Annotated in this window: 21 protein-coding genes and 1 tRNA gene; 13 read left to right on the top strand and 9 right to left on the bottom strand. The window is 50.6% G+C overall.

Annotated elements, in window-relative coordinates; all coding sequences use genetic code 11:
- Nucleotides 1–351: 351 nt before the first annotated feature.
- The 5 genes from N24_RS05540 to N24_RS05560 all read right to left on the bottom strand — a co-directional run bounded on the left by N24_RS05540 (nucleotide 352) and on the right by N24_RS05560 (nucleotide 9867).
- Complete coding sequence (locus N24_RS05540) at nucleotides 352–2292, bottom strand: ABC transporter ATP-binding protein (protein WP_096455058.1); 1941 nt, start codon at nucleotides 2290–2292, stop codon at nucleotides 352–354.
- Nucleotides 2289–4022, bottom strand: a complete 1734-nt coding sequence (locus N24_RS05545; RefSeq protein ID WP_096455060.1) for an ABC transporter ATP-binding protein — start codon at nucleotides 4020–4022, stop codon at nucleotides 2289–2291. Before N24_RS05545 ends, N24_RS05540 begins: the two co-directional genes overlap by 4 nt.
- 279 nt (nucleotides 4023–4301) lie before the next feature.
- A complete protein-coding gene (locus tag N24_RS05550; RefSeq protein WP_231910893.1) occupies nucleotides 4302–6599 on the bottom strand; it encodes a bifunctional lysylphosphatidylglycerol flippase/synthetase MprF in 2298 nt (765 codons plus the stop codon).
- Nucleotides 6600–6601: 2 nt separating this feature from the next.
- Nucleotides 6602–7879, bottom strand: a complete 1278-nt coding sequence (locus tag N24_RS05555; protein ID WP_096455062.1) for an alpha/beta hydrolase — start codon at nucleotides 7877–7879, stop codon at nucleotides 6602–6604.
- A gap of 482 nt (nucleotides 7880–8361) precedes the next feature.
- Nucleotides 8362–9867 (bottom strand): amino acid permease, encoded by a 1506-nt coding sequence (locus N24_RS05560; protein WP_096455064.1) that lies wholly within the window; start codon nucleotides 9865–9867, stop codon nucleotides 8362–8364.
- Between the two features lie 101 nt (nucleotides 9868–9968).
- Between N24_RS05560 and N24_RS05565 the strand changes: the two genes are divergently transcribed.
- The gene (locus N24_RS05565) at nucleotides 9969–10184 is read left to right on the top strand and encodes an antitoxin (RefSeq protein ID WP_096455066.1); all 216 of its coding nucleotides are present in this window, start codon (nucleotides 9969–9971) and stop codon (nucleotides 10182–10184) included.
- 11 nt (nucleotides 10185–10195) lie between these two features.
- Nucleotides 10196–10777, top strand: coding sequence for a MazG nucleotide pyrophosphohydrolase domain-containing protein (locus tag N24_RS05570; RefSeq protein WP_096455068.1), 582 nt, complete (start codon nucleotides 10196–10198; stop codon nucleotides 10775–10777).
- Here N24_RS05570 and N24_RS05575 read toward each other — a convergent pair.
- Nucleotides 10760–11131 (bottom strand): hypothetical protein, encoded by a 372-nt coding sequence (locus N24_RS05575; protein ID WP_096455070.1) that lies wholly within the window; start codon nucleotides 11129–11131, stop codon nucleotides 10760–10762. The two genes, N24_RS05570 and N24_RS05575, sit on opposite strands and share 18 nt — an antisense overlap.
- 133 nt (nucleotides 11132–11264) lie before the next feature.
- Nucleotides 11265–11645 carry a porin gene (locus tag N24_RS05580; RefSeq protein ID WP_096455072.1) on the bottom strand — a complete coding sequence of 127 codons (381 nt, stop codon included), beginning with the start codon at nucleotides 11643–11645 and terminating at the stop codon, nucleotides 11265–11267.
- 326 nt (nucleotides 11646–11971) lie between these two features.
- Here N24_RS05580 and N24_RS05585 point away from each other — a divergent pair, with 326 nt between their 5' ends.
- The 8 genes from N24_RS05585 (at nucleotide 11972) to N24_RS05620 (ending at nucleotide 17698) form a co-directional block, all read left to right on the top strand.
- Nucleotides 11972–12760, top strand: a complete 789-nt coding sequence (locus N24_RS05585; RefSeq protein WP_167382041.1) for a lytic transglycosylase domain-containing protein — start codon at nucleotides 11972–11974, stop codon at nucleotides 12758–12760.
- Nucleotides 12761–12987: 227 nt separating this feature from the next.
- Entirely contained in the window at nucleotides 12988–14265 is a 1278-nt protein-coding gene (gene eno / locus N24_RS05590) for a phosphopyruvate hydratase (protein WP_096455074.1), read from the top strand.
- 89 nt (nucleotides 14266–14354) lie between these two features.
- Nucleotides 14355–14897 (top strand): FtsB family cell division protein, encoded by a 543-nt coding sequence (locus tag N24_RS05595; protein WP_096455076.1) that lies wholly within the window; start codon nucleotides 14355–14357, stop codon nucleotides 14895–14897.
- Nucleotides 14898–14932: 35 nt separating this feature from the next.
- A complete protein-coding gene (locus N24_RS05600; RefSeq protein ID WP_096455078.1) occupies nucleotides 14933–15487 on the top strand; it encodes a DUF501 domain-containing protein in 555 nt (184 codons plus the stop codon).
- On the top strand, nucleotides 15487–16452 hold the full coding sequence (ppx2, locus tag N24_RS05605) for an exopolyphosphatase Ppx2 (protein ID WP_096455080.1): 966 nt from the start codon (nucleotides 15487–15489) through the stop codon (nucleotides 16450–16452). The genes N24_RS05600 and ppx2 overlap by 1 nt, the downstream gene beginning before the upstream one ends.
- A gap of 99 nt (nucleotides 16453–16551) precedes the next feature.
- A tRNA-Leu gene (locus tag N24_RS05610) sits at nucleotides 16552–16628 on the top strand.
- Nucleotides 16629–16902: 274 nt separating this feature from the next.
- Nucleotides 16903–17310 (top strand): hypothetical protein, encoded by a 408-nt coding sequence (locus tag N24_RS05615; RefSeq protein ID WP_231910896.1) that lies wholly within the window; start codon nucleotides 16903–16905, stop codon nucleotides 17308–17310.
- A 79-nt stretch (nucleotides 17311–17389) separates the two neighbouring features.
- Nucleotides 17390–17698 carry a winged helix-turn-helix transcriptional regulator gene (locus tag N24_RS05620; protein WP_231910897.1) on the top strand — a complete coding sequence of 103 codons (309 nt, stop codon included), beginning with the start codon at nucleotides 17390–17392 and terminating at the stop codon, nucleotides 17696–17698.
- On the opposite strand, the gene N24_RS05625 is transcribed toward N24_RS05620, so the two are convergent.
- Together N24_RS05625 and N24_RS05630 are read right to left on the bottom strand one after the other, a co-directional pair.
- Nucleotides 17668–18279, bottom strand: coding sequence for a mycothiol-dependent nitroreductase Rv2466c family protein (locus tag N24_RS05625; RefSeq protein ID WP_096455082.1), 612 nt, complete (start codon nucleotides 18277–18279; stop codon nucleotides 17668–17670). The two genes, N24_RS05620 and N24_RS05625, sit on opposite strands and share 31 nt — an antisense overlap.
- A 379-nt stretch (nucleotides 18280–18658) precedes the next feature.
- Nucleotides 18659–19831, bottom strand: coding sequence for an MFS transporter (locus N24_RS05630; RefSeq protein WP_096455084.1), 1173 nt, complete (start codon nucleotides 19829–19831; stop codon nucleotides 18659–18661).
- Between the two features lie 167 nt (nucleotides 19832–19998).
- Between N24_RS05630 and N24_RS05635 the strand changes: the two genes are divergently transcribed.
- From N24_RS05635 to N24_RS05645, 3 genes are all read left to right on the top strand, one after another.
- Nucleotides 19999–20889: a helix-turn-helix transcriptional regulator gene (locus N24_RS05635; protein ID WP_096455086.1), complete on the top strand. Its 891-nt coding sequence runs from the start codon at nucleotides 19999–20001 to the stop codon at nucleotides 20887–20889.
- Between the two features lie 211 nt (nucleotides 20890–21100).
- Nucleotides 21101–22096, top strand: a complete 996-nt coding sequence (locus N24_RS05640) for an AraC family transcriptional regulator (protein ID WP_096455088.1) — start codon at nucleotides 21101–21103, stop codon at nucleotides 22094–22096.
- 107 nt (nucleotides 22097–22203) lie between these two features.
- Nucleotides 22204–23022 carry a Bax inhibitor-1/YccA family protein gene (locus N24_RS05645; protein WP_096455090.1) on the top strand — a complete coding sequence of 273 codons (819 nt, stop codon included), beginning with the start codon at nucleotides 22204–22206 and terminating at the stop codon, nucleotides 23020–23022.
- Nucleotides 23023–23041 lie beyond the last annotated feature (19 nt).

A 23041-nucleotide genomic window follows, 5' to 3' on the forward strand; every position in this document is an offset into this window, starting at 1 on the left:
AGCACAGATGCCCACCAGGGACAAACAATGCATGATGCCGTCAGCTTGGATTACGCGGTGGGCTTTTTAGAAACCGGACAGGCGTGCCAAGATTTTCTATTTTTGTGAAATTTTGGCACGTATGTTTGGTTTACGCTGATGTTAACCAAACTGTTAACCAAACAGGCATGCCAAGATTCCAGAATTCTAAGGATCCTTGTCACCTGTGTTTGTTCTCAACTGACATCGCCCAAAATCTGGCCTGTGGCCTCTTGAAAAGTGACCTTCCAGAAGCGCTTCTAAGAGCCTTTCGGGGCCTCGACCATGCAAATACTCATTCTGAAAACTTGAGGCGTCAAATAGGCGCAACTGTTAAGAGCCGGATTCTCCCTTAATGGGTGCGTCGAATTGGGAGTTGTACAGCTTCCAATATTCACCTTCTAGTGCCATGAGCTCTCGGTGGTTTCCTTGTTCGACGATTTCACCATCTTTCATCATCAAAATCAGGTTGGCATCACGGATCGTGGAAAGCCGGTGGGCGATGACAAACGCGGTGCGGTCTTGGCGCAATTTGGTCATGGCGCGTTGAATGAACAACTCGGTTCGAGTATCCACTGAGGAGGTTGCTTCATCCAAGATCAGTAACCGGGGGTTAGCCAGGAATGCGCGGGCGATGGTGATCAGTTGGCGTTCGCCGACTGAGAGGTTCATTGCTTCGTCATCTAGCACGGTGTCGTAGCCGTCGGGGAGTGATCGCACGAAGCGGTCCACGTAGGCAGCTTTTGATGCGGCCAGCATTTCTTCTTCTGTTGCTTCGGGCCTGCCGTAGAGAATGTTGTCTCTGATGGTTCCGGCAAACAGCCAGGTATCTTGGAGCACCATGCCGGTGCGTGAACGCAGATTTTTACGGGTCATGGTGCGGATATCTATAGCATTGTCGGCTGTTTCACCGAGCGTGATGGATCCGCTGTTGATGTCGTAGAAACGCATGATCAGATTCACCAAGGTCGTCTTGCCGGCGCCAGTGGGGCCAACGATGGCGATGGTGCTTCCAGAACGCACTTCCAAATCTAAATTGTTGATCAGTGGGAGTTCTGGTGTGTAGCCGAACGATACGTCTTTGAACTCCAGGCGGTTAGCGCCGAAAGCTACGGTGTTGGCTTGCGCAGGGTCATTGTCCTGGTCTTTTTCGTCGAGAAGCTCAAAAACGCGCTCAGCGCTGGCTACGCCGGATTGCAGTAAGTTGGCCATGGAACCCAATTGCGACAGTGGTTGGGTGAATTGGCGGGAGTATTGGATGAAGGATTGGACGGCACCGATTGATAGGGAACCGGAAGCGACTTGTAATCCGCCGACTACCGCAATTGCTACGTAGCTTAAGTTTCCTACGAACATCATGGTTGGCATGATGATGCCTGAAACAAACTGAGCTCCGAAACTTGCCTTATATACAGCCTGGTTTTCTTCCTCAAAAGCCTTTTGGACATCTTTTTGGTGCCCAAATACCTTGACCACTGCATGGCCGGAATAGGTTTCCTCCACGCGCGCATTTAACACACCGGTCTGTTTCCACTGCTGGGCAAAAAGTTTCTGGGAGCGTTTTGCAACCAGCACGGTGACCACGATGGTGATCGGGATGGTAATCAATGCAACGAGTGCAAGCAGCGGAGAGATGATAAACATCATCACCAACACACCAATGACGGTGAGTAGTGAAGTAATCGCCTGGGACAATGTCTGCTGCAAAGATTGTCCGATATTGTCTACGTCATTGGTCACGCGACTGAGCAGATCGCCTCGTTTGATGGAGTCGAAATAGCTCAGAGGTAGGCGGTGAACCTTTTCTTCCACTTCCATGCGTAGGCGGTGCATCGCACTTTGCACAATGCGGTTGAGCATCCGAGCCTGGATCAGGGAAAGCACACTACCGATCACATAGGCACCGATGACCAGACCTAGGATCAGGCCCAACTTATCAAAATCAATGCCTGAACCTGGAACAAGATTCATGTCTTGCATCATGGAGGCTTGGTTGTTTTCACCAGCAGCCTGAAGCTGCGCGATGATATCTTCCTTCGAGGCACCTGCTGGCATGCGCTTGGAGAGGAAACCTTCGAACACCACGTTGGTGGCTTTGCCCAGCAACCACGGACCAAGCACTGTGAGGCCGACGCTTAAAATGGCGAGGAAAATTACCACAATTAATGTGGTGCGGTCGTGGCCAAGAATCCCGAAAAGTCTTTTTGCCGATGGTCCGAAATTTTGTGCCTTTTGGTGCGGAGCAGCATCTTTGCGGCCTGCATTATCACTCATGATTTAGCCTGCGCAGTCTCTTGGGATTCAACAATTTCGCGGTAGGTATCGCATGTTTTCAGCAAATTATCATGGGTGCCGATACCTGCGATTTCGCCATTATCTAACACCACAATCTGATCAGCATCCCGAATCGTGCTCACGCGTTGAGCCACAATCAGCTTGGTGGCTTCCGGCAAGTGGGTGGATAATGCTCGTCGCAGAGCAGCGTCGGTGCTGACATCGAGGGCGGAGAAAGAATCGTCGAAAATATAAATCTCAGGCTGTTTCAGCAAGGCCCGCGCAATAGCTAAACGTTGACGCTGACCACCAGAAACATTGGTGCCACCTTGAGCAATCTCAGAATCAAGAGCCTCTGGCATATCGCGTACAAAGTCAGCAGCTTGAGCAATGGCCAAAGCCTGCCACAGCTGTGTGTCATCCGCGTCTTCGTTTCCATAACGCAGGTTGCTGGCAATGGTTCCAGAAAATAGGAAAGATTTCTGCGGAACAAGACCGATCCGATCCCACAGTTCCAGGGGTTCAAAGTCGCGGACATCGGTGCCATCGATGGTAACTTCGCCGGAGGTGACGTCGAAAAGCCTAGGCACCAGCCCGATCAGCGTTGTCTTGCCCGACCCGGTTGAGCCGATGATCGCCGTCGTGCTGCCCGGCGCGACGCGGAAGCTGACATTATTTAGCACCGGGTCATCCGCACCGGGGTAGGCAAAGGTTGCGTTGTTAAACACGATTTCACCAGCGCTTTTCGACGGCTGCGCCGGTGTTTCTGGCGCCTGAACCGATGGCACGGTGTTCAAAACCTCGCCGATGCGATCAGCTGACACGGCGGCGCGGGGGACCATCACGAACATGAATGCCGCCATCATCACGCCCATGAGAATTTGCATGATGTACTGCAAGAATGCGAACAACGTACCAATTTGTGTTTCACCGGATTCGACTTGGAAGGCGCCAAACCAAATCACGGCGACTGCAGAGAGGTTCATAATCAGCATTACAGCGGGAAACATCAAGGCCATGAGGTTGCCGGTACGCACACCAATATCAGCAACGTCTTGACTTGCTGAGGTAAAACGCGCGCGCTCTTCATCTTCACGCACGAATGCCCGAATCACGCGGATGCCGGTGAGCTGCTCACGCATGATCTGGTTGATGCGGTCAATGCGTTTTTGCATCAGCTGGAACATGGGAACCATGCGCACAATAATCAACGCCACGACAATGATGAGAACTGGAATGCTCACCACCATCAGCCACGACAATCCAAGATCTTGGCGCACAGCCATGATCACGCCACCAATGGCTAACATCGGGGCGGAAATCATGAGTGTGGAGGTCATCTGCACCAGCATTTGGATTTGCTGCACGTCATTGGTGTTTCGTGTAATCAGTGAAGGCGCTCCAAATTGGCCCATTTCACGTTCTGAGAAACTGACTACCTTTCCAAAGATCGCCGACCGCAGATCTCTGCCCACAGTCATAGACAATTTCGAGCCGAAATACACACCGGCAATGGCGCAGGCGACCTGGACCAACGTCAGCGCCAACATGATGCCACCAGTGCGCCAGATATATCCGATATCGCCTGTGACCACACCATTGTCAATGATGTCTGCGTTGAGCGTGGGGAGAAGAAGCGAAGTGATTGATTGCGCCAATTGAAAAATAATGACAGCTAAAATTAGAGGCCATGTGGGTTTAAGAAACCTCACCAAAATTGACCACAGCATGAATGTATTCCTTTTTAGGGAGAGTCATCCCCAGTGGGTGTCCGGGGGTTAAGGCTGGACGTTAAATTTGCTTAACGGTTTCCCCAAGATTACGCCCAAATTCTAGTGATGGATTGTTGCTGGTTTCTTCAGCCAATTAGGTAGCGGAAATTCGTTGAGATAGCAGGCAGCGATGGCAAGACCAATGCTTGGAAGTGATAGCTCATCGCGATAACACAAATACCAACTGTGGTGTTCAGGGTGGAATTTATTCTTGGATGCTGCAAGGGAGCGGAAGCCCTAAAACGGTTCCATTGCTTTGCCTAGAAGGTCTAAAATCGCATCAATGGTGCCACGGTTGTCCATGCTGTTAGTGGAGCTTAATGGCGCGCCCGAAAGGGACACCCATTTCAGGTTGAGATCTCTGGCGATAACGACGGCCTCGGAAATTAAAAACTCAATAACCGATTTGAACCCCTGTGGATCACGGCGCATCACATCGAGCGTATATCCAACAATGTAGCCATCTTCAAACACCGGCAACCAGCTTGTTATGCCGTGGAGATGATCATCGGCACCGACGGCAAGCAAGAGAAAAGTATCTGGATCTGACAACTCATTGACAGTTCCTAGTGTGAAGCCCATCTCCGGCAGTGCTTTTTCAGAGACCCATTCCTCCGACAGTGAGATGATTTTGTGCTGCATCTCGGTACTAAGTTTTGCCCACGTGGTCCAGATGGCATGCACTGATTCTTTGGCTGCACGGTTTCTAGCGGTACGAACATTTTGAAAGCGTTTGCCCTTAAAGTCCGCCTGCTCGGGGTGAAGTACCGCCTCCTCAGCCACGCGGAGTTTATGATGTCCTGCGCTCATGCGTTCTGTGGAGAATTGCTCACCCACCGAATACCACGCGACAATCCAGCCTTGGTGGCTTGCGAATTCTTCGAATTGCCTGGCCAAGTCATCCTTGGATTCGCACGAGTCTGGGCCAATAATAGGCTCTCCGAGGGTAATCGCAACCCCTCTTTTAACGCGGTAGGCCACGTAACCTGTGGATTTTGGAGCCCACCAATAAGTATTGCCACCCCAGGTGGTCATCCAAGATAGGTGATCACCACTGCCAGCCTTCAAGGTTTCGGCTGCTTTTTCCTGGTCTTTATAGGCCTTATCGACGTGCACACCCATCAGCAAGTGGTACAGCACTGCGGCGGCCACCAGCCAGAATAGTGTTCCCGTCCATTCAAAAACCGCCCACCCACGAGGAGATCTGGGGAAGAGCTGGTGATTTAAAACTGTATCGATCGTGGGAGGAAGATACCGGAAGGGAAGCTCTTTAAGCGCTAGCCCGATTGTTGGGTGAGGGTGGAACGCATGGGGAATAAGCAGGGTAGTAAGAATCCAGATGGCCGCAGTTCCCAATAAAGTAAGACTGAGCACGATGGCAGACTGGGAAATCCGTGCTGTATCGATTTTTACTTGGAAAGCACGGCGGAAAATCACCAACACAGCCAACGCGATCAACCAAGGCACAATCACGCTAAAAGCATTGACCGACCACAATAAATCTGTGGCATCCGCGGATAGTTTAATCAGCTGAAACATCAAGACTGCGATGGACAGTAGCTGAGCCAGAACTGACAGCATCCAGGCAACACGACGTCCACGGCTTAGCCCCAATGCCAGAACCACTGTGAGGATCAGAGGAATCAAATTAGCCACTGATGGGCCCACACCGTGCTGTTGCAGCTGGTCAAGTGCACCTTGGCAAGCATCCGACGTCCCATCGGCGTGGCAGAGATGATGCATGTGTTCCTCTGTCACAAGTGGTTGCCAAATCAATTCGGTTGCGCTGGAAAACGGACCATGGGTGAGCGGGTTAAGTGCAGCAAGGACAGGGCCTACTGCTACGGCAGTGATCAAAATGGCCGACATGATCCGAGCTTCACGGATGGTAAGCGAACCTGAAAACCAGCGTCTACCTGGTGTTTTTCGATGCCTGCCCAGCTCGCCTACAACAGTGCCGATGATGGTGGCGGTGAGGACGGTGACGTCGGCAAGCGTGCCCGTATAAAGCAGCAACGTCAACGTGATGGTGAACAGTACCAGCCTCGTGCGTCGGCGCCATAAAAGCGGCATGGATGCAGATGCGAACGCTGCGACACCGAAGACCCAGAAATCCGGGGTGAGCAACACATCTTCTAACAAGTTGTTGCCCCAGCGGTTCAGGCCGGCTTCCTCAATGAGATAAGCGATGCCGATGCCTAATGGAACAGAGCTGATGTGGAGTAATACCGCTGCGACCGCGAATTTCAGACTGCCTAGAATTCTTTCAGCAGGGACTGCAAAAACAATGATCCACAACGTAGACATCAACGCCGCAGTGGTGGGGGAGGAACTTAGACCAGCGGTGAGGAAATGCGGACTAATTATCGTCCACGGTAAGGAGAGCCCAAGGGTATTGGTTGGATTCTCTGCGCCGAGGACTTCCCGCAAGCCCCACATGATGATGACCATGAGCAGGCTAAGAGGTGTGAAACGTAAGGATTTACCCAGCCATCTCAGACCGAAGAGAAAATAGGACTGTGACGATTTTTCCATTGTTAAACCTGCACTCCGCCACGTTGTGCAACCCAATCAAAAGTATTAGCCAAAGCTACTCGCCACACCTGGAAAGAATGCCCACCGGCAACGGTATCAAAAGTGGTGGACATTCCAGCCTGATTACTTAAATTGTTCAAGTGGGACAATGCTGTCACAGCACTTTCATCATTGCTACCAGCGATAAACTTGCCCGAAATTCCACTGTAGGTATGATCCCTAGAACCAATTGCTTGATTGAGTAAATCCTCAGGGTTAACGGCTTTGAATGCGTCTTCATCGCCGCCGAAAAGTTGATCAACTGTTTGCTCACGTGTGCCAAGGGTGGGTTCTGCCTGCCCAGAAAAATCAAGGAAAGAACCATAAGACTTCGGATGATTAGTCATAATTTGCAAAGCGCACGTGCCACCGTAACTTAGCCCTCCAATAGTCCAGGTGCGTTGATCCTGATTGACTCGAAACTTCTGCTTGATCAACATCGGAACATCTTGGGATAGGTAAGTCATCACGTCCTGTGAATCAGAATCAACACATGCCGGGTTTCCGCTAAAAGATCCCGTGCCATCCACACTGATAACAATCGGACTAATTCCATCGTGTGTGGCCTGGAAATTATCAGCTGTTTGATCAGCATCACCACTGCTAAACCACTGATCCGGCTGGCCAGGATTTCCAGCCATTAAAACCAACACCGGCAACTGCACATCAGGATGAGTCCAATAAGCAGGAGGGATATAAGCATAAGCATCGCGAGCATTAAAATCCGAGACAGAATCATCCGTTGTTCCAGCTAAAGGCACCTGCACTAGTGCACCGACTTCACGGTCATCCATGGTTGGGGCAGTGGATTGGGATTCAAAATCCGCATACGACATGGACACAGCCGCAGGTACAGGATTGAAAGAACCCAACGTTGGGTACGGCTGATAATTCAAATTGACCACAGCAGCAGAATTAATCAGCGCAATTACTGTAAGACCTGCCATCCAGATTCTTGTACGACCAGTGCGGAAAAAGACACTCAACAGGGAAAACACTGCCACACCAGCGGCTAAATAAATTGTCCACGGATTCGGATCCGGGAACGGCCTCCACAGCTTTTCAATGATCACCCACGCACTGAGGGTTAGAGCCACTGCAGAGATTAGTGCGCCAAGCGTGCGTTTCCTGGGTTTGTGGACAATTCCGTACGCAGTCGCAGCAACAGTTAGTACAGCAACACAAATGATCACGGTTAGGGCCGTGGAATCGACAAGCGAGACTGTTCGCCATTCATTCACATCGTCATTATCCGCTTGAAAATCTTCAAAGAATTAGGGAAGAGCTAAGAAATGCTGGTGAAGTAGCAGGAAAATGGATCAAGATGGTTCTTGCCGTTTAGGTGATTCTCGGTGGTAGTAAATTCCTTCTGGTTGCAGGAGCCGATTTAAGGGGTTGGGGTCTGCTGGATGAATGTTTGTGTGGGTAGGGCTTGTTTAAGCGCTTACAGGCGAATTTAGAGGCTGTTCAATTTGAGGCCAATGGGGTAGAAGTGAAACCTGGAAGTTTGCTGATCAAGTATTCACCACAAACGTGAGGTCCAACCACGGGATCGAATAAATTTTTGCACCTAAAGGGCTGTCTGATGAAAATTCCCCCCACAAATCGATGGCGAGTTCGGTTTTGTGGTGAATATTCGCATATTATTTCGATTTGGGTGAGGTGAGGCTGACAAGACGGTAGCCTCTAAGAGGAATTGAGCCAAATGCAAAGTCAAGAAGTGCTAAAGCGATAGCGATCCATTTGCCAAACCGACAATTCCACAAACGGCAGCAATGCTAAGGACCACAACCACACCTATTTCAAAGCGGTTAAACACTCTTTCGCCCCGATAAAGCCTGGTCCACACATAGGGGATTAGTCCTGGAATCATCGCCATTGCGCCGAAAAGAACATATTGCGGTTCCGCGGCATAAAACAACCACACTGAGTAAATGGTGGCCAGCAGCCCAACGACCAGGTGTTTCCGATTTTCTTGGGCTGAAATTTTTGGACCTGAATCATCAAAACGAGTTCCTGCATGAGGGTGAGTGATTCCTCTGCCACGGGTTGCCAGCATTACTAAATAGAGAGCAGAAAACAGATACGGTACGAGATACAAGTTGGTGGCCAACTGAACCATGGATACGTAGGTGGTTTCATTGAGGAAGAAAATGATGATGAACACCTGGATCACGATCGTGGAGATCAGCTGTGCCATCCACGCAGCACCGCGGTTGTTGATGGCGCCGATTTTCTTTGGAATCAACCCATCCATTGCCATTAATGCCAACGGTTCCGCACACAGCATCTGCCAGGACACATAAGCACCAAGAACTGACAGGCACAGCCCCAAGGAAATCAGTGCCGCACCCCATGGGCCGACCACCGCTTCAAGAACCGACGCCATGGAATTATCTGGCAAAGCAGCAAGTTCCTGTTGGGTGAGCACGCCGAAACTCAATGTAGAAATAGACATCAGCAGAAGGAGAACGGCTACAAAACCGATAACGGTAGCGCGACTGACATCTCTCCTGGAACGCGCTTGACGTGAGTAAACTGATGCTCCTTCAATGCCAATAAACACCCAGACTGTGTACACCATGATTCCGCGTACTTGATCAAAGATGCTGCCCACATCACCGTCACGTCCCCACAGATCGACCGTGAACTTTTCCCAGCTAAAACCTAAGAATGCAACGAGGATGATAAAGCACAGTAGTGGCAGGATTTTAGCTACGGTTGTTACTGTCGTCAGGAAAGCCGCTTGGCTAATTCCGCGTGAGACCACACCAAAAACCAGCCACGTCAACCCACTAACCGCCAACGCTGACACAAAAGGGTGGTCTTGGGAAAACAGCGGAACATAGTGTCCCAACGTGGAGAAAAATAACGTGGCGTAGCCAACTTGCGCGATTACGGACCCCAGCCAGTATCCCCAGGCGGAGGAAAAGCCTACGTAATCACCCAATCCGACTCGGGCGTAGGCGTAAACACCGGAATCTAAGTGCGGTTTCCTGCGCGCAAGAACGTGAAACACAAAGGCCACTGATAGCATGCCCACACCGGCGATTAGCCAGCCAATCAGCATCGCGCCGGGAGCTGCAACCGAGCCAATGTTTTGGGGGATGGAGAAAATCCCGGCACCGACCGTTGATCCAATGATCAGTGCGATGAGGGTTCTAATAGATACAGTGCGGTTTGTGTCCGCTGATCCTGTTGAACCCGAAGAATCTGTTTGATTAAGCACTCATTTAACGTAGTTGACGCCCAACGCTGACGCTAAACTTCGCGTATTCTCGGGGGTTGTAAATCAAATGCAGGTGAATTGTTAGGAAAGGTAGGAAACCCATGGGCATTTTCGATGAGGCTAAGAAAAAGGCGACCGACTTCCTCGGATCCGATGCAGGCGAGCAGAAGTCAGACGAATTGCTTGATAAGGCTGCTGATGCCGCCAAGGGTCGTCTTGGTGAGGATAAGGCAGATCAGATCAACAAGGTCCGCGATGCGGTAGATGAGCGCATCGGTAACAACAATGGTGGCGAAGAAGAGGAGCCTGCCAACTAGAATGAGGCGTCATGCGCGTCGTTGTTGTTGATCCACATCACCCCGTCCTTCCGGTTTCTTTTATAGAGGCTGCAATTGGGCGGGGTGAACCTGTTTTAGTTGATGATGATTTTCCGTTTGATGTTGGAAAATGGGGGATAAAGACGTCGAAAAGCGCTTCCTGGCTGCTTACTGCAAACCCCATGCTTATCGACGCACCCCTCGACCCATTGCGCGAGGCGGTCAGTGTGATGCGGGCGGCCGTGGGCCGCGGGGAATGGGAACGTGGGCAGACGCATGAAAGTTTGATTCCTTATTTAAAGGAGGAATCGCAGGAGTTCATCGAGGCTGTGCAGTCAGGCGATGACGAGGACATGAAAAAGGAGCTGGGGGATGTGTTACTCCAGGTACTTTTTCATGCAGAAATCGCCGCCCGTCAGTCTCGTTTCGATATTTTTGACGTGGCGGCGAGTTTCGTTGCCAAGATGCGATCACGGTCGCCGTACCTTTTCGACGGATCCACCGGAATCGTGCCTACCGAGGAACAGGAACTGCTTTGGGCGCAAGGTAAAGCCAGCGAAAAGGTTCAGGAACAATTACGCGGTCATAAATGATGACGACAGGTTGGAGGAGAACTGCTGCAGCTGGGTGAGGAAGTCTTGGGGGTCTTCCTTAACGAGGCCACAGGTTAGAGCGCGGTTGGCGATGCGCTCTGAGTAGGAAACAGCGGCAACATTCAAAGGAAAGTCTAGCTGGCTAACTGCGGTGGAGTTTCGTAGATTTGCCGCGAGCTCAGCGCGAGTGGAGTTTTCGTGTGCAAGGCCAGTGTTGTAGATAGCTGCGCCTAGAAGACCACAATCAAAGGTGTCAATGATTTGGTTGAAGTCTTGAGCGGAAGCAGAAGGGGTCAGGCCTGCGGTGAGCGCTACGGTAGCTGCTGCGATGGTGGCGAGGCGAAGTTTCTTCATGATTTTTCCTTAAAAGTTCTTTGGGGAATAGATATGGGTATGGCAAAAGCCACAACAGCCAAAATCCTACGTTAATGAAGTGACTTGTGTGACTGTTGTGGCTTATGTGATGAATGGGGTTACCCCCGCTCGTTTATGAAGAAAGGTTGGAGGAGAGCTCAGAAAGGTAGGTATCTTCCTTTACAAAGCCACACTTCTGAGCGCGGTCAGCAAGGGCTGCTGCTTGGCCTTCATTCCAGTCACCAATCTGTGGGAACTGCTCGGTCAGGCCGTTTTCACCCTTGGCTGCAATAGCTTCTGCGAGCTCACGGTTGTACTGGCCTTCTTCCAGGACACCTGCTGCGTTTAGACCTGCTTCAAGAACTCCACAAGGGATCAAGTCGTATGTGGTGGAGAGTTCCTTGTTGATGGAAGAGATGCTTGCAAAGTCTACGGCGGATGCAGGTGCTGCGAAAGCTACTGTTGCGATACCGGCGGTTGCTGCAAGTGCTGCGATGCGACGTGAAAGCTTCATGGTTCTCAAAACTCCTTTTGGGAAATCTTTGGGGAAATCTGAATTGATATGTGGACGATATGAAGAACTCGCCCCTAATTATAATTTTGTGACGCAGGTCATCGAATTCTCTACTGGTGGGTTTGCTTGGTTTCGGGCTGAAAAAATTACGTTTTGGCTGTGACTATGTGAATGGCTTAATAATTGCATGGGAGGCTGATTTTGGGGCTATTTTCATAAGATCTTGTTGGTTTAAATATAGATTTTTCCGACAAAAACCTTGGGAAGTTTTCTGGAATTAATTGCCAATGCGGGAGTTCCAAAATGAGCCGGTACTATCAAGCCCCATGAGTTCAGGGGTTAAAAAGGCGTTGGGATTTGGCTGCGGTTCGGTCTTGGCTGTGGTCATGGTGATCTCATTTGTTGGATGGGCGCTTAGTTTCATGGATGGAACAGCGCCTATTCGCCAACTCCAACAAGTCCCTGATGATGTTCCGCCAGCACGTGCTGAAGAAGTTCCACAGATTGATATAGAAGCTGCAGGGCGTACTTCTGATCATCTTCGCTTCTGGGCAGAGCCGATTGCGCAGGACACGGGAGTGTCAGTCCAGGCGATTGCGGCATATGGCAATGCTGAACTTATTGCACGTACAGCGTGGCCAAGCTGCAACCTGTCGTGGAATACCTTGGCTGGTATTGGGCAGGTGGAAACACGGCATGGAACATACAACGGAAAAATGTTCGGTGGCAGCGCTTTGGATGAAAATGGTGTGGCCACTCCGCCGATTATTGGTGTGCCTCTTGATGGATCACCAGGTTTTGCGGAAATTCCCGATACTGATGGCGGGGAATTAGATGGTGATACGGAATATGACCGTGCTGTTGGTCCCATGCAGTTTATTCCTGAAACTTGGCGTCAAAAAGGTTTGGATGCCAATGGTGATGGCATAGCTGATCCAAACCAAATTGATGATGCAGCTCTTAGTGCTGCCAACCTGCTGTGTTCTAATGAGCGCGATCTGTCAACTCCTGAAGGGTGGACTCAAGCGGTGCATTCTTACAATATGTCTAACCAGTACCTCATGGATGTTCGTGATGCCGCGGCGTCCTATGCGTTACGTCAGCCGGCGATGTAAAAGATGTAAAAATAACGGCTAAAATTCCCTCAAAACACCCCCGAAAATGTGAGATTGTGTCTGACCAAACATGAATGGGCTGGGAATTCGGGTAGTTTTACCAACTATTTTCAACTGATTGCTTCATCGAAACAAGATTCATGCAACAATTGGACGTAGACGTGATTGAAGACATTTGATCGCGTGAATAATTCTGGTTAGCTCCCAAGTTGGCATAGGAGGCCACAGTGGCTGAAATCATGCACGTATTCGCTCGCGAAATTCTCGATTCCCGCGGTAACCCAACCGTAGAGGCAGAGGTTTTCCTGGATGACGGTTCCCACGGTGTCGCAGGTGTTCCTTCCGGCGCATCCACCGGCGTCCACGAAGCTCACGAGCTACGTGACGGTGGCGATCGCTACCTGGGCAAGGGCGTTTTGAAGGCAGTTGAAAACGTCAACGAAGAAATCGGCGATGAACTCGCTGGCCTTGAGGCTGATGATCAGCGCCTCATCGACGAAGCAATGATCAAGCTTGATGGCACCGCCAACAAGTCCCGCCTGGGCGCAAACGCAATCCTTGGTGTTTCCATGGCTGTCGCAAAGGCTGCTGCTGATTCCGCAGGCCTGCCACTTTTCCGCTACATCGGTGGACCAAACGCACACGTCCTTCCTGTTCCAATGATGAACATCATTAACGGTGGTGCTCACGCTGACTCCGGCGTTGACGTTCAGGAATTCATGATTGCTCCAATCGGTGCAGAGACCTTCTCTGAGGCACTGCGCAATGGTGCTGAGGTTTACCACGCACTGAAGTCTGTCATTAAGCAAAAGGGTCTATCCACCGGTCTTGGCGATGAGGGCGGTTTCGCTCCTTCCGTTGGCTCCACCCGCGAGGCGCTTGACCTAATCGTTGAGGCAATCGAGAAGGCTGGATTTACCCCAGGCAAGGACATCGCTCTTGCACTCGACGTTGCTTCTTCCGAATTCTTCAAGGACGGCACCTACCACTTCGAGGGTGGACAGCACTCTGCAGAAGAGATGGCAAACGTTTACGCTGAGCTCGTTGAGGCGTACCCAATCGTTTCCATCGAGGATCCACTGCAGGAAGATGACTGGGAGGGTTACACCAACCTCACCGCCACCATCGGCGACAAGGTTCAGATCGTTGGCGACGACTTCTTCGTCACCAACCCTGAGCGCCTGAAGGAGGGCATTGCCAAGAAGGCTGCCAACTCCATCCTGGTTAAGGTTAACCAGATCGGTACCTTGACTGAGACCTTCGACGCTGTCGATATGGCTCACCGCGCAGGCTACACCTCCATGATGTCCCACCGTTCCGGCGAGACCGAGGACACCACCATCGCTGACCTTGCAGTTGCACTCAACTGTGGTCAGATCAAGACTGGTGCGCCAGCACGTTCCGACCGTGTTGCAAAGTACAACCAGCTTCTCCGCATCGAGCAGCTGCTTGGCGACGCCGCAGTCTACGCAGGTCGCAGCGCCTTCCCACGTTTCCAGGGATAAATAAAGACGCTTTTCGACGCCCGGTAGCCGCAAGGTTGCCGGGCGTCGCTGTCTTATTACTGTTACTGGTGTGACTATGATCGAGGATTATGGCAAAGCAGAAGAAAACTCATAAAGGCATCGTTCCTGTCTCTAGCAGGGAACGCGCTTCAGAGTCAGTTTCTGCCACCCGAGCACCATTTAGATTGGGTGCAGTAGGAATCGGTGCAATAGCACTTGTGGTGCTTTTAATCTTGTTTGTTATCGCAATTCCGGTGCGCAACTACTTTCAACTGCGCTCTGATATTGCTCAAACGGAAGCGTCAATTGCCGCTAAAGAACAGCAAATTAAGCAATTAGAATCAGACCTCAATAGGTACCAATCAGAGGCGTATATCAGGGAACAAGCCCGGCTTCGTCTTGGAGTTATTGAACCTGGTGAAACCGCCTTTAGAATCGTCGATCCAGCACTCGATTCAGATACCTCTGTGACTTCTGACGGTAATGAAGTAGAACCACTAGGCCCTTGGTATGAAAATCTGTGGGATTCTGTCACCACACCAGAAGTGCTCGGCGGAGAAGAAATTGCTCCTCCACCAATTGAAGGTGAAGTGCCAACTATTGCGCCAACAGAAGAAGCACCTGTGCAATAGCGCTTTAGGCACAGACTCATGACAGAATAGAGAGCATGAGTGTTAACGATGCAGATTTGAAAGCTGTCGAAGAGCAATTAGGACGGACACCACGAGGCGTCCTCGATATCTCTTACCGCAGCCCTGATGGAGTACCCGGTGTGGTGATGACCGCACCAAAACTCGATGATGGCACCCCATTTCCAACACTGTATTACTTAACTGACCCACGCCTGACCACTGAAGCATCCCGCCTCGAGGTGGCCTTGGTGATGAAATGGATGACCGAGCGTCTATCCACTGACGAAGAACTTCGCGCTGACTACCAGCGTGCCCACGAGCACTTCCTGGCTAAGCGCAACGCCATTGAAGATCTCGGCACTGATTTCTCCGGCGGTGGCATGCCTGACCGCGTGAAGTGCCTTCACGTTCTCATTGCTTACGCACTGGCAGAAGGCCCAGATCATTTCCGACTTGGAACTGAAGCCGTAGCGATGGCCGCTGAACACGGAGATCTTCGTGGAACCGCCATCCCAGAAGACTGGCCAACAGTCCAAGACCTGGGCATTAATATGGAGGACTTTGATTTCTCCCGAGCAGGTGGGGCTTAATGACCCGCTACGCGGCCATCGATTGCGGAACAAACTCCATCCGTCTGCTGATCACTGAAGTTACCCCTGACGGTTTCAAGGAGATCACCCGGGAAAACACCATCGTGCGTTTAGGCAAAGGCGTAGACGCCACCGGGCAACTCGACCCAGAAGCCATCGAACGCACCCGCATCGCGTTGGAAAACTACGTTGAGCTCATGGAAACGCACGGCGTAGAAACAGTACGCATGGTGGCAACCTCAGCTACTCGTGATGCATCCAATCGTGATGAGTTCTTCTCCATGACCCGTCAGTTGCTGTCAAGGATCCGTCCTGGATACCAAGCAGAAGTAATCTCTGGTGAAGAAGAAGCTCTGCTGTCCTTCCGAGGCGCAATCGTTGACCTTCCTGAAGAACAAGGCCCATTCTGTGTGATTGACCTTGGCGGTGGATCAACTGAATTTATCGTCGGCACCTATGACGGTGACATCCTTGGATCCCACTCCACCCAAATGGGATGCGTTCGCCTCACCGAGCGAATTATGCGCAGCGATCCTCCCACTGAAACGGAGGTGGAAATCGCCCGCGACTACGTTGCCGAACGCATCGAAGAAGTAAAAACCATCGTCCCAATTTCAAAGGCAAAAACCTTTGTTGGATGCGCAGGTACTTTCACCACCATTTCCGCGTGGGTACAAGGCTTGGAAACCTACGACCGCAATGCGATCCACCTGTCAGCCCTCAACTTCGATGCTCTGCGAGTCGTGACCGATGAGATCATCTCAGAATCATCATCGCAGCGGGCAAGCAACCCAGTTGTTGATCCAGGCCGTGCCGACGTTATCGGTGGGGGATCAGTGGTAGTTCAAGCAGCAATCGAACTCGCTTCGCAAGAAACAGGTGTGGACTACATTATTATCTCCGAGAAAGACATCCTTGATGGTTTGATTCTTGGCCTGGTAGAAGCTGATTCTGCACAGAAATAGGACCCCGGTTTTATATCTCTAAGACATCATGTTCTATGATGTTTAAGCACCAAGAAAATAGCATTGGAAGCATACTTATGTATCCTTACAGTGCTGCTTGCCCCCATAGCCCAATCGGCAGAGGCGGTTGACTTAAAATCAATACAGTGTGGGTTCGAGTCCCACTGGGGGCACCAATGTTCCAACAGTTCTGATCGTCACAGATCAGGAGTGTTGGAACTTTTTTCGTTTAGGTCTAGTTTTCCGTTTCCCCAAAATTACTTGGACACTTTTAAGACACCGCCTCGATAATACTTTGATGGTTCAGGTTCATCAGCAAAGAAGTAGCGTCGTTATGTCCGCAAAGCATGTATGGTCACAGGTTAAGTAGACCAACGTGGTCGGATATTTGGTCAGCACTCTAACTGATGATGGGGGATTGTTATACAGTGGAATCGTAGATGGCAGTCTGTGGGGCGATTGTTTATCGGAGCTGTATTGTGCGTCGGGGCGTTGTCAGGATGTTCTTCTGAGGAAACTAGTGGAGAGGATCTCCAGCCAGAAGTTACCTACATCGACGATATTCAACGCAATGACCTTTCCAATGAACGAGCAGTTGATTGGCAACGCTATGAAGTCGTTGATGAAACCAATATTCGCGTGTTCTTTTCCGCTGGTTCTAAAAGCTGTTATGGAACGCGTGCGTTGGTCGAAGAAACTTTTGAAACCATTGAAATCGCGGTGTTGGAAGGATCATTCCCCGGCGCACCGGATGTTTGTACTCTTATTGCACGAGAGGCATCGATTTTGGCAGAGACTTCGCAGCCTGTCGCGGATCGAGAGGTTATTCAGCTAGCTGATCCAGAATTGAACCCCTAACGCAACGGAGTTCGGTAGGGTCACCATAATGCGAGATTTAACTGCCAGGGCTATAGTCGGGTGCCCGGTGGAAACAGCGATGACTGTTATTGGGGGTTGTTGGAAACTAACGTTGATCCAAGCATTGATCGACAGCAACGTGCCATTGCGATACAGCGAGCTGAGGGATAAGGCAGGGGAGATCTCTGATCGGACACTGACACGTTCGCTGCGGGAGCTAGAGTCCGATGGGATCGTGGTGCGCACTGCCTATGCCGAGGTTCCACCGCGAGTGGAATATGAACTTACCGATATTGGTAGAAGTCTCGCTCCAATTATTTCGGCTATTCAAACTTGGGGCGATGAGTGGCTTCATAGCTATTCGAAGTTGAGTTCGCCTTTAATCTGACGTTTGATTTCGAAGAAGTTCGGCTCTGCAACGATGGTGATGTAGGCATCCCAGAATTTTAGTGCGGCATCTCCTTGCGGACGCTTGGTAAAAACTGGACCAAAGAAAGTAGAGCCGGCGACTCGAATAATAGGAATACCCACACCAGTACCAGTTTCTGCGAGCGCCTTGTGTGTGGATTCAGCAACTGCTGAATCATAAGAGGTGTCATCGGCAGCAGCAGCTAATTCTGCGGGAAGTCCAGCATCTGCCAACGCTTGCGCAATAACCGTGCTGGTGGCATCGGTGGAAACATCTTGTGATCCGCCACCGGGGTGCAAAAGCGTGCCAATCGCTGTGTAATAGATACCGACATCGAGTCCCGCATCTTGGACAGCCTGAGCTACACGAACCATACGGTGACCTGCAATATGAGCTTGTTCATCATCTCCCTCGTCGAGCCCAACATTTAGAACCGACAGGGAAAATGGATGCCAGGTGATGTCATAGGAGCGAAGGTGCGCAACATCTTCGACCCAGCGAGACGTAATCCAGGTGAAGGGGCAAATAGGATCAAACCAAAAATCAACTTGAGTTGTCATAGTGATCAATATTGCCGGAACTGATAAATGCCCTCTAGTACGGCGCTAAATACTAGCTACGCACACAGGTGTAAGCATTCAAGCTCAACACATGAAAAGCGCAAGTTACCGGGGGAGGGTGAGATTTTGGCTCCCGAGCTGAATCATATCTTTAGCTACTCCTGGTGCCAGCATGCTTGGTTAGGTTAGTGGACTTAAACCAACGAACCTTTACTCCTCGTGCGTGGTGGAGAATCAAAACCCGGTAAATTCCTTTGGTTTATAGGATCTCCCGGGATTTATCGTGTCGGAGGTTCGATTCCTCTCAAGGGCTTTTGGCTAAATCAGTAACGTTGGCAGAGCTACGTGTTAGGAATTTTAAGCGGTGCCTATTCAACAGTTACTGCATAAAGTCTTTGCTTTGAGTAGTGGAGCTTTGCTTCGAAAGGCTCACGGCAATGCCGTAAACGATTAGTCCAAGAATGGTCATTGCAGCGGCAGCCAAGTTTATTGCCTGATAGCTAGAGGAAGCAGTAAGGACGATTCCGCCAAGTAATGAACCAATGGTGATTCCCGCGCCTAGCGCAGCGGTATTAGCGGTTCCGATAAGTGGAGACGCTGAACTAGCGAATCGCAGGACGAAAGTTTGAAGCGGGGTAAGCAGTCCGAATCCGCTTGCGCCGAGGATAAACAAAAGCGGAATGACGATGATGGGGTTTGATGCGCTAAATGCTAATGCGAAAAGTGCCAGGGTGAGAATGATTAAGAGCGTTACTGTGGTTGGCACTAATGCACGATCGGCCGCTTTTCCAGCTACAGAGTTGCCTACTACGAGGCCGGCTCCGTAAATTCCGAGCAGCCAAATTACATCTGTATTGTCGAATCCTGATACTTCAGTGAGCAAAGGTTCAATATAAGTAAATGAGGCGAAGAGTCCACCGAAGCCGATTGCAGTGGCACTGAGCGCAATCCAAAGTCTGATGTTTTTGAATGGTTTGAGGCTTTCTCTATGTGAGAGTGTGATCACGTCTCGGTCTTGTGGAACCAATACCATAATTCCCACTAGGCTAATCACGCTGATCAAGGTGACAATCAGAAACGCTGAGCGCCAGCCCCATGCTTGACCAATCAGTGCGCCAAGTGGCATGCCAAGAAGCATTGCGACGGTAAGTCCGGTGAATACTAAAGCGATAGCGCTCGCTTGCTTCTTCTTTGTGACAAGCTTGGATGCTGCAACAGAGGCAACTCCAAAAAATGCGGTGTGAGACCACGCGGTTGCAAACCGACTGGCTAGTAGAAACTCAAATCCAGGACTTAATGCAGCCATGAGATTCCCGATGCTGAAAATAGCCATCAGAATAATTAACACTCGCTTCGTTGGAAGCTTTAGCAGAATAAAAGCCAGGATTGGCCCACACATTTGTCCGACTGCATAAGCTGTGGTGACTAGACCGGCTTGGGGAATCGTAACCCCAAGATCTGTTGAAAGTTGAGAAAGTAGACCATTGGTCAAGAACTCGGTGGTGCCGATAGCGAAAGCGCCAATAGCTAGCGCAAACAATGCAAGAGGCATGTCAGGATAAAAACCTTTCAAGGTCTAGGTGCGACCTTTTAGATGTGTAATTACGCTGCCCAGTACACATCGACATTGGCAAAGCAACCAGACCTCTGTTCTTCCTACTACTGACAGGGTTACCTTCAGCGGATAATTTTCTTGTGTTTAGCCGTAGACTTAAGGCCATGGCCGAAACATCTGAACTCGGTGCTTTTCTAAAACATAGGCGTGCACATGTCTCTCCAGAGCACTACAACATTCCTGTTAATTCCAACAGGAGGGTTAAAGGTTTAAGGCGCGAAGAAGTTGCGCATTTAGCGGGTGTCAGCGTTGCCTATTACACCCGCCTCGAACAAGGCTCGAGTACTAACGCCTCAACGCAAGTGCTGGACGCGCTGGCACGGATTTTATTGCTCGACGACGACGAACGTGTCCATCTACGAAATCTCAGTCACGTTTCACCGAGTCGGAGGCTTCGACGCCCGCAGGCGGAAGTCGCACCGGAATATATGGTTGAGCTTATTAATTCAATGCCGGATGTTCCTGCACTTATTTTAGGGCGACGCAATGACATTTTGGCGTGGAATAAACTCGGGCATCGTCTTATAGCTGGGCATTTAGATTTTGACGGCCCGCAAAACTCTAAACAGAAACCTTCAACAACCCGAATGCTATTTTTGGATTCTCAGACGAAGGCTCAAGAGGCTGAATGGGAGCATTATGCAAAAACACATGTCGCTTATCTGCGAATGATTAGTGGACGGTATCCAGATGATGCTCTTTTAGCGGAACTCATTGGTGAATTAACCATTCATAGCCCAGAATTTGCGCGTTTTTGGTCGAGCGGTAACGTCCAGGAATGTACTGCCGGAACCCGAATGCTGGAGCACCCTGAGGTTGGTCAGATCACGTTGAATTATCAGGTGCTGTCACAATCTTCCATTCCTGATATCCGAATCGAGTTTTACACCTCAGTGCCGAATACGCCACATAGTGATGCTTTGGCACGTCTTTCTCGCATGGCACAGGAAAAGGAGTTAGATCAGTCAAAGTTTAATTCTGAAACTCAAGCCTAATTGAGCCGTAGTATCGGTGAGGCACTACTTACTGGGAATCCGTTTCTTTTGGCAAACGCCGGAAGGTGGCGTCGAAAAGCAAAATGCTTTTAAAAACGCTTTGCTGAATGAGTCCCTTGCAATACTTCGCATGCGGAATGTAACATCATTTCGAAGATATGAGGTTAGCGTAACCTACATTGACGAATTTGCTTGTAGTGAGGATGAGATTATGAGTTCTGCCAGCTTGTTGTGGTGCCATTCCGGTGTGTCAACAGTTCGTTTTGGCGAGAGAATTTTTACTCTCGTCGCGGGTGATCTGCTATTCGCGCCAGAGGAAGTTCAGGTTACTGACGATTCTCAAGGGCTTGTTTTAGATATCCGCTTTGATGTGTTGAACATCGTTGGGCCTGCGCGTCGCATTCATCTTGGCCATATTTGGAATGATCGCCTGACTTTTGAGTACAGCCGTTCACTTTTGGGCAAGGGGACACTGTCGCCCGACATTGCGAAACTGTTTACCGATCGAGTACCAACGCCTCCGCTACCTGCTCCTCGTAAGGCGCGCGCGGTTGCGCAGATTTTGGTATCAAACCCGGCAGATCAAACAAGCCTTGAAGAGTTTGCAGAAATGCAGGGAGTATCAGCGCGTACTTTGCAGCGCCAATTCTTAAAGTCCACCGGATACTCCTTCAGTGAATGGCGTGCCGCGCAACGCGTGTGCGTTGCAGCGAGCCTGCTGGCTCATGATTTCAGCATTTCAGTGGTTGCGAGCCTTGTCGGGTTCGCCGCGACCAGTAGCTTGACCAGAGCTTTTCGACGCCACACCGGCTCCACTCCGTCCACTTTTTCTTCTGGGCAAATCGGTATGGGCGCAGCTGGCCAACCTCCTCGTATTCCTGCAACAACCACTTTTGCAGAAGCACATCAGGACCAGCAGCTGTGGATTTACAGCGGTACCGCAACGGTGACTACCCCCGGTTACTGCCGCTTTATGGGGCAGGGCGATATGGTGACCATCCCAGCTGGAACCCAGACACGTATTGATGTTGCCGCTGGTTCCATTGCATTCCCAGTACCCGTTGGTCTTGATGAGTGGGGAATGGACCTTGCTCGCGTTGTAGCTGTTAATAACCAACAGCAAAAAGCTCTTACCGCGTTGGAACAGTCTGAATGGTCGCAGCTTAGTGAGGAACTACTAAACACCCCGATCCCAGTGAAAATGTAAGGGTAGTAAAGGTTAGAAAAATAGTTTCTCACGTGGGGAACTTTCCTGATCCTTGATGCGTTGACTTCATTGAACGATGAAAATCAACTGAAAGGATCGGGGACTCCGTGCGAAGCAGCAATCCCGTTTTTAGTTCCCTTAAGGAAACCCAACGTCCACAAGGCCAGAACCCATACGGTGGTTACGACAACTTCGGTGGTGTCTACCAGCAAAACGCAGCTCCACAAAAAGCTGAACGCCCAATGACCGTTGATGACGTGATCACCAAAACTGGTATCACTCTCGCGGTTATTGTGGTCTTTGCTCTCATTAACTTTGGCATCTGGTTGGCTAGCCCAGGCCTCGGCATGATCTTGACTCTTGTGGGTGCCATCGGTGGATTCATCACCGTGCTGGTCAGTACCTTTGGCAAGAAGTATGGTTCTGCAGCGGTCACTTTGATCTACGCAGCATTCGAAGGCCTCTTCGTCGGCGGAATCTCCCTTCTGCTCTCTGACTTTACCGTGGGTAATTCTGATGCAGGTGCGCTCATTGGTCAGGCAGTCCTAGGCACCATCGGTGTGTTTATTGGCATGCTGTTTGTGTACAAGACCGGAGCTATCAAGGTCACCCCTAAGTTCAACCGCATCCTCACCGGAATGATGGTCGGCGTCTTGGTGCTTGTTCTGGGCAACGTCGTCTGGGCGTTGTTCACCGGCAGCGCAAGCCCACTGCGTGATGGAGGAATCATTGCGATTATCTTCTCCCTCGTCTGCATCGGCCTGGCAGCGTTTAGCTTCCTGTCTGATTTTGATGCAGCTGACCGCCTCGTCCGTGAAGGCGCTCCTGCCAAGATGGCGTGGGGCGTTGCTCTTGGACTTGCCGTGACTCTGGTCTGGCTCTACACCGAGATCCTTCGTCTGCTGAGCTACTTCCAAAACCGCTAGTAATTAGTATTAGCGACAA

This window comes from Corynebacterium suranareeae (genome assembly GCF_002355155.1).
Classification (GTDB): Bacteria; Actinomycetota; Actinomycetes; order Mycobacteriales; family Mycobacteriaceae; genus Corynebacterium; species Corynebacterium suranareeae.

Excerpts from the sequence above, each read along its gene's own strand:
- N24_RS05540 (WP_096455058.1), bottom strand. The coding sequence starts at position 2,292 with ATGAGTGATAATGCAGGCCGCAAAGATGCTGCTCCGCACCAAAAGGCA.
- N24_RS05545 (WP_096455060.1), bottom strand. The coding sequence starts at position 4,022 with ATGCTGTGGTCAATTTTGGTGAGGTTTCTTAAACCCACATGGCCTCTA.
- N24_RS05550 (WP_231910893.1), bottom strand. The coding sequence starts at position 6,599 with ATGGAAAAATCGTCACAGTCCTATTTTCTCTTCGGTCTGAGATGGCTG.
- N24_RS05565 (WP_096455066.1), top strand. The coding sequence starts at position 9,969 with ATGGGCATTTTCGATGAGGCTAAGAAAAAGGCGACCGACTTCCTCGGA.
- N24_RS05570 (WP_096455068.1), top strand. The coding sequence starts at position 10,196 with ATGCGCGTCGTTGTTGTTGATCCACATCACCCCGTCCTTCCGGTTTCT.
- N24_RS05575 (WP_096455070.1), bottom strand. The coding sequence starts at position 11,131 with ATGAAGAAACTTCGCCTCGCCACCATCGCAGCAGCTACCGTAGCGCTC.
- N24_RS05580 (WP_096455072.1), bottom strand. The coding sequence starts at position 11,645 with ATGAAGCTTTCACGTCGCATCGCAGCACTTGCAGCAACCGCCGGTATC.
- N24_RS05585 (WP_167382041.1), top strand. The coding sequence starts at position 11,972 with ATGAGTTCAGGGGTTAAAAAGGCGTTGGGATTTGGCTGCGGTTCGGTC.
- N24_RS05595 (WP_096455076.1), top strand. The coding sequence starts at position 14,355 with ATGGCAAAGCAGAAGAAAACTCATAAAGGCATCGTTCCTGTCTCTAGC.
- N24_RS05600 (WP_096455078.1), top strand. The coding sequence starts at position 14,933 with ATGAGTGTTAACGATGCAGATTTGAAAGCTGTCGAAGAGCAATTAGGA.
- ppx2 (WP_096455080.1), top strand. The coding sequence starts at position 15,487 with ATGACCCGCTACGCGGCCATCGATTGCGGAACAAACTCCATCCGTCTG.
- N24_RS05620 (WP_231910897.1), top strand. The coding sequence starts at position 17,390 with ATGACTGTTATTGGGGGTTGTTGGAAACTAACGTTGATCCAAGCATTG.
- N24_RS05625 (WP_096455082.1), bottom strand. The coding sequence starts at position 18,279 with ATGACAACTCAAGTTGATTTTTGGTTTGATCCTATTTGCCCCTTCACC.
- N24_RS05630 (WP_096455084.1), bottom strand. The coding sequence starts at position 19,831 with ATGCCTCTTGCATTGTTTGCGCTAGCTATTGGCGCTTTCGCTATCGGC.
- N24_RS05635 (WP_096455086.1), top strand. The coding sequence starts at position 19,999 with ATGGCCGAAACATCTGAACTCGGTGCTTTTCTAAAACATAGGCGTGCA.
- N24_RS05640 (WP_096455088.1), top strand. The coding sequence starts at position 21,101 with ATGAGTTCTGCCAGCTTGTTGTGGTGCCATTCCGGTGTGTCAACAGTT.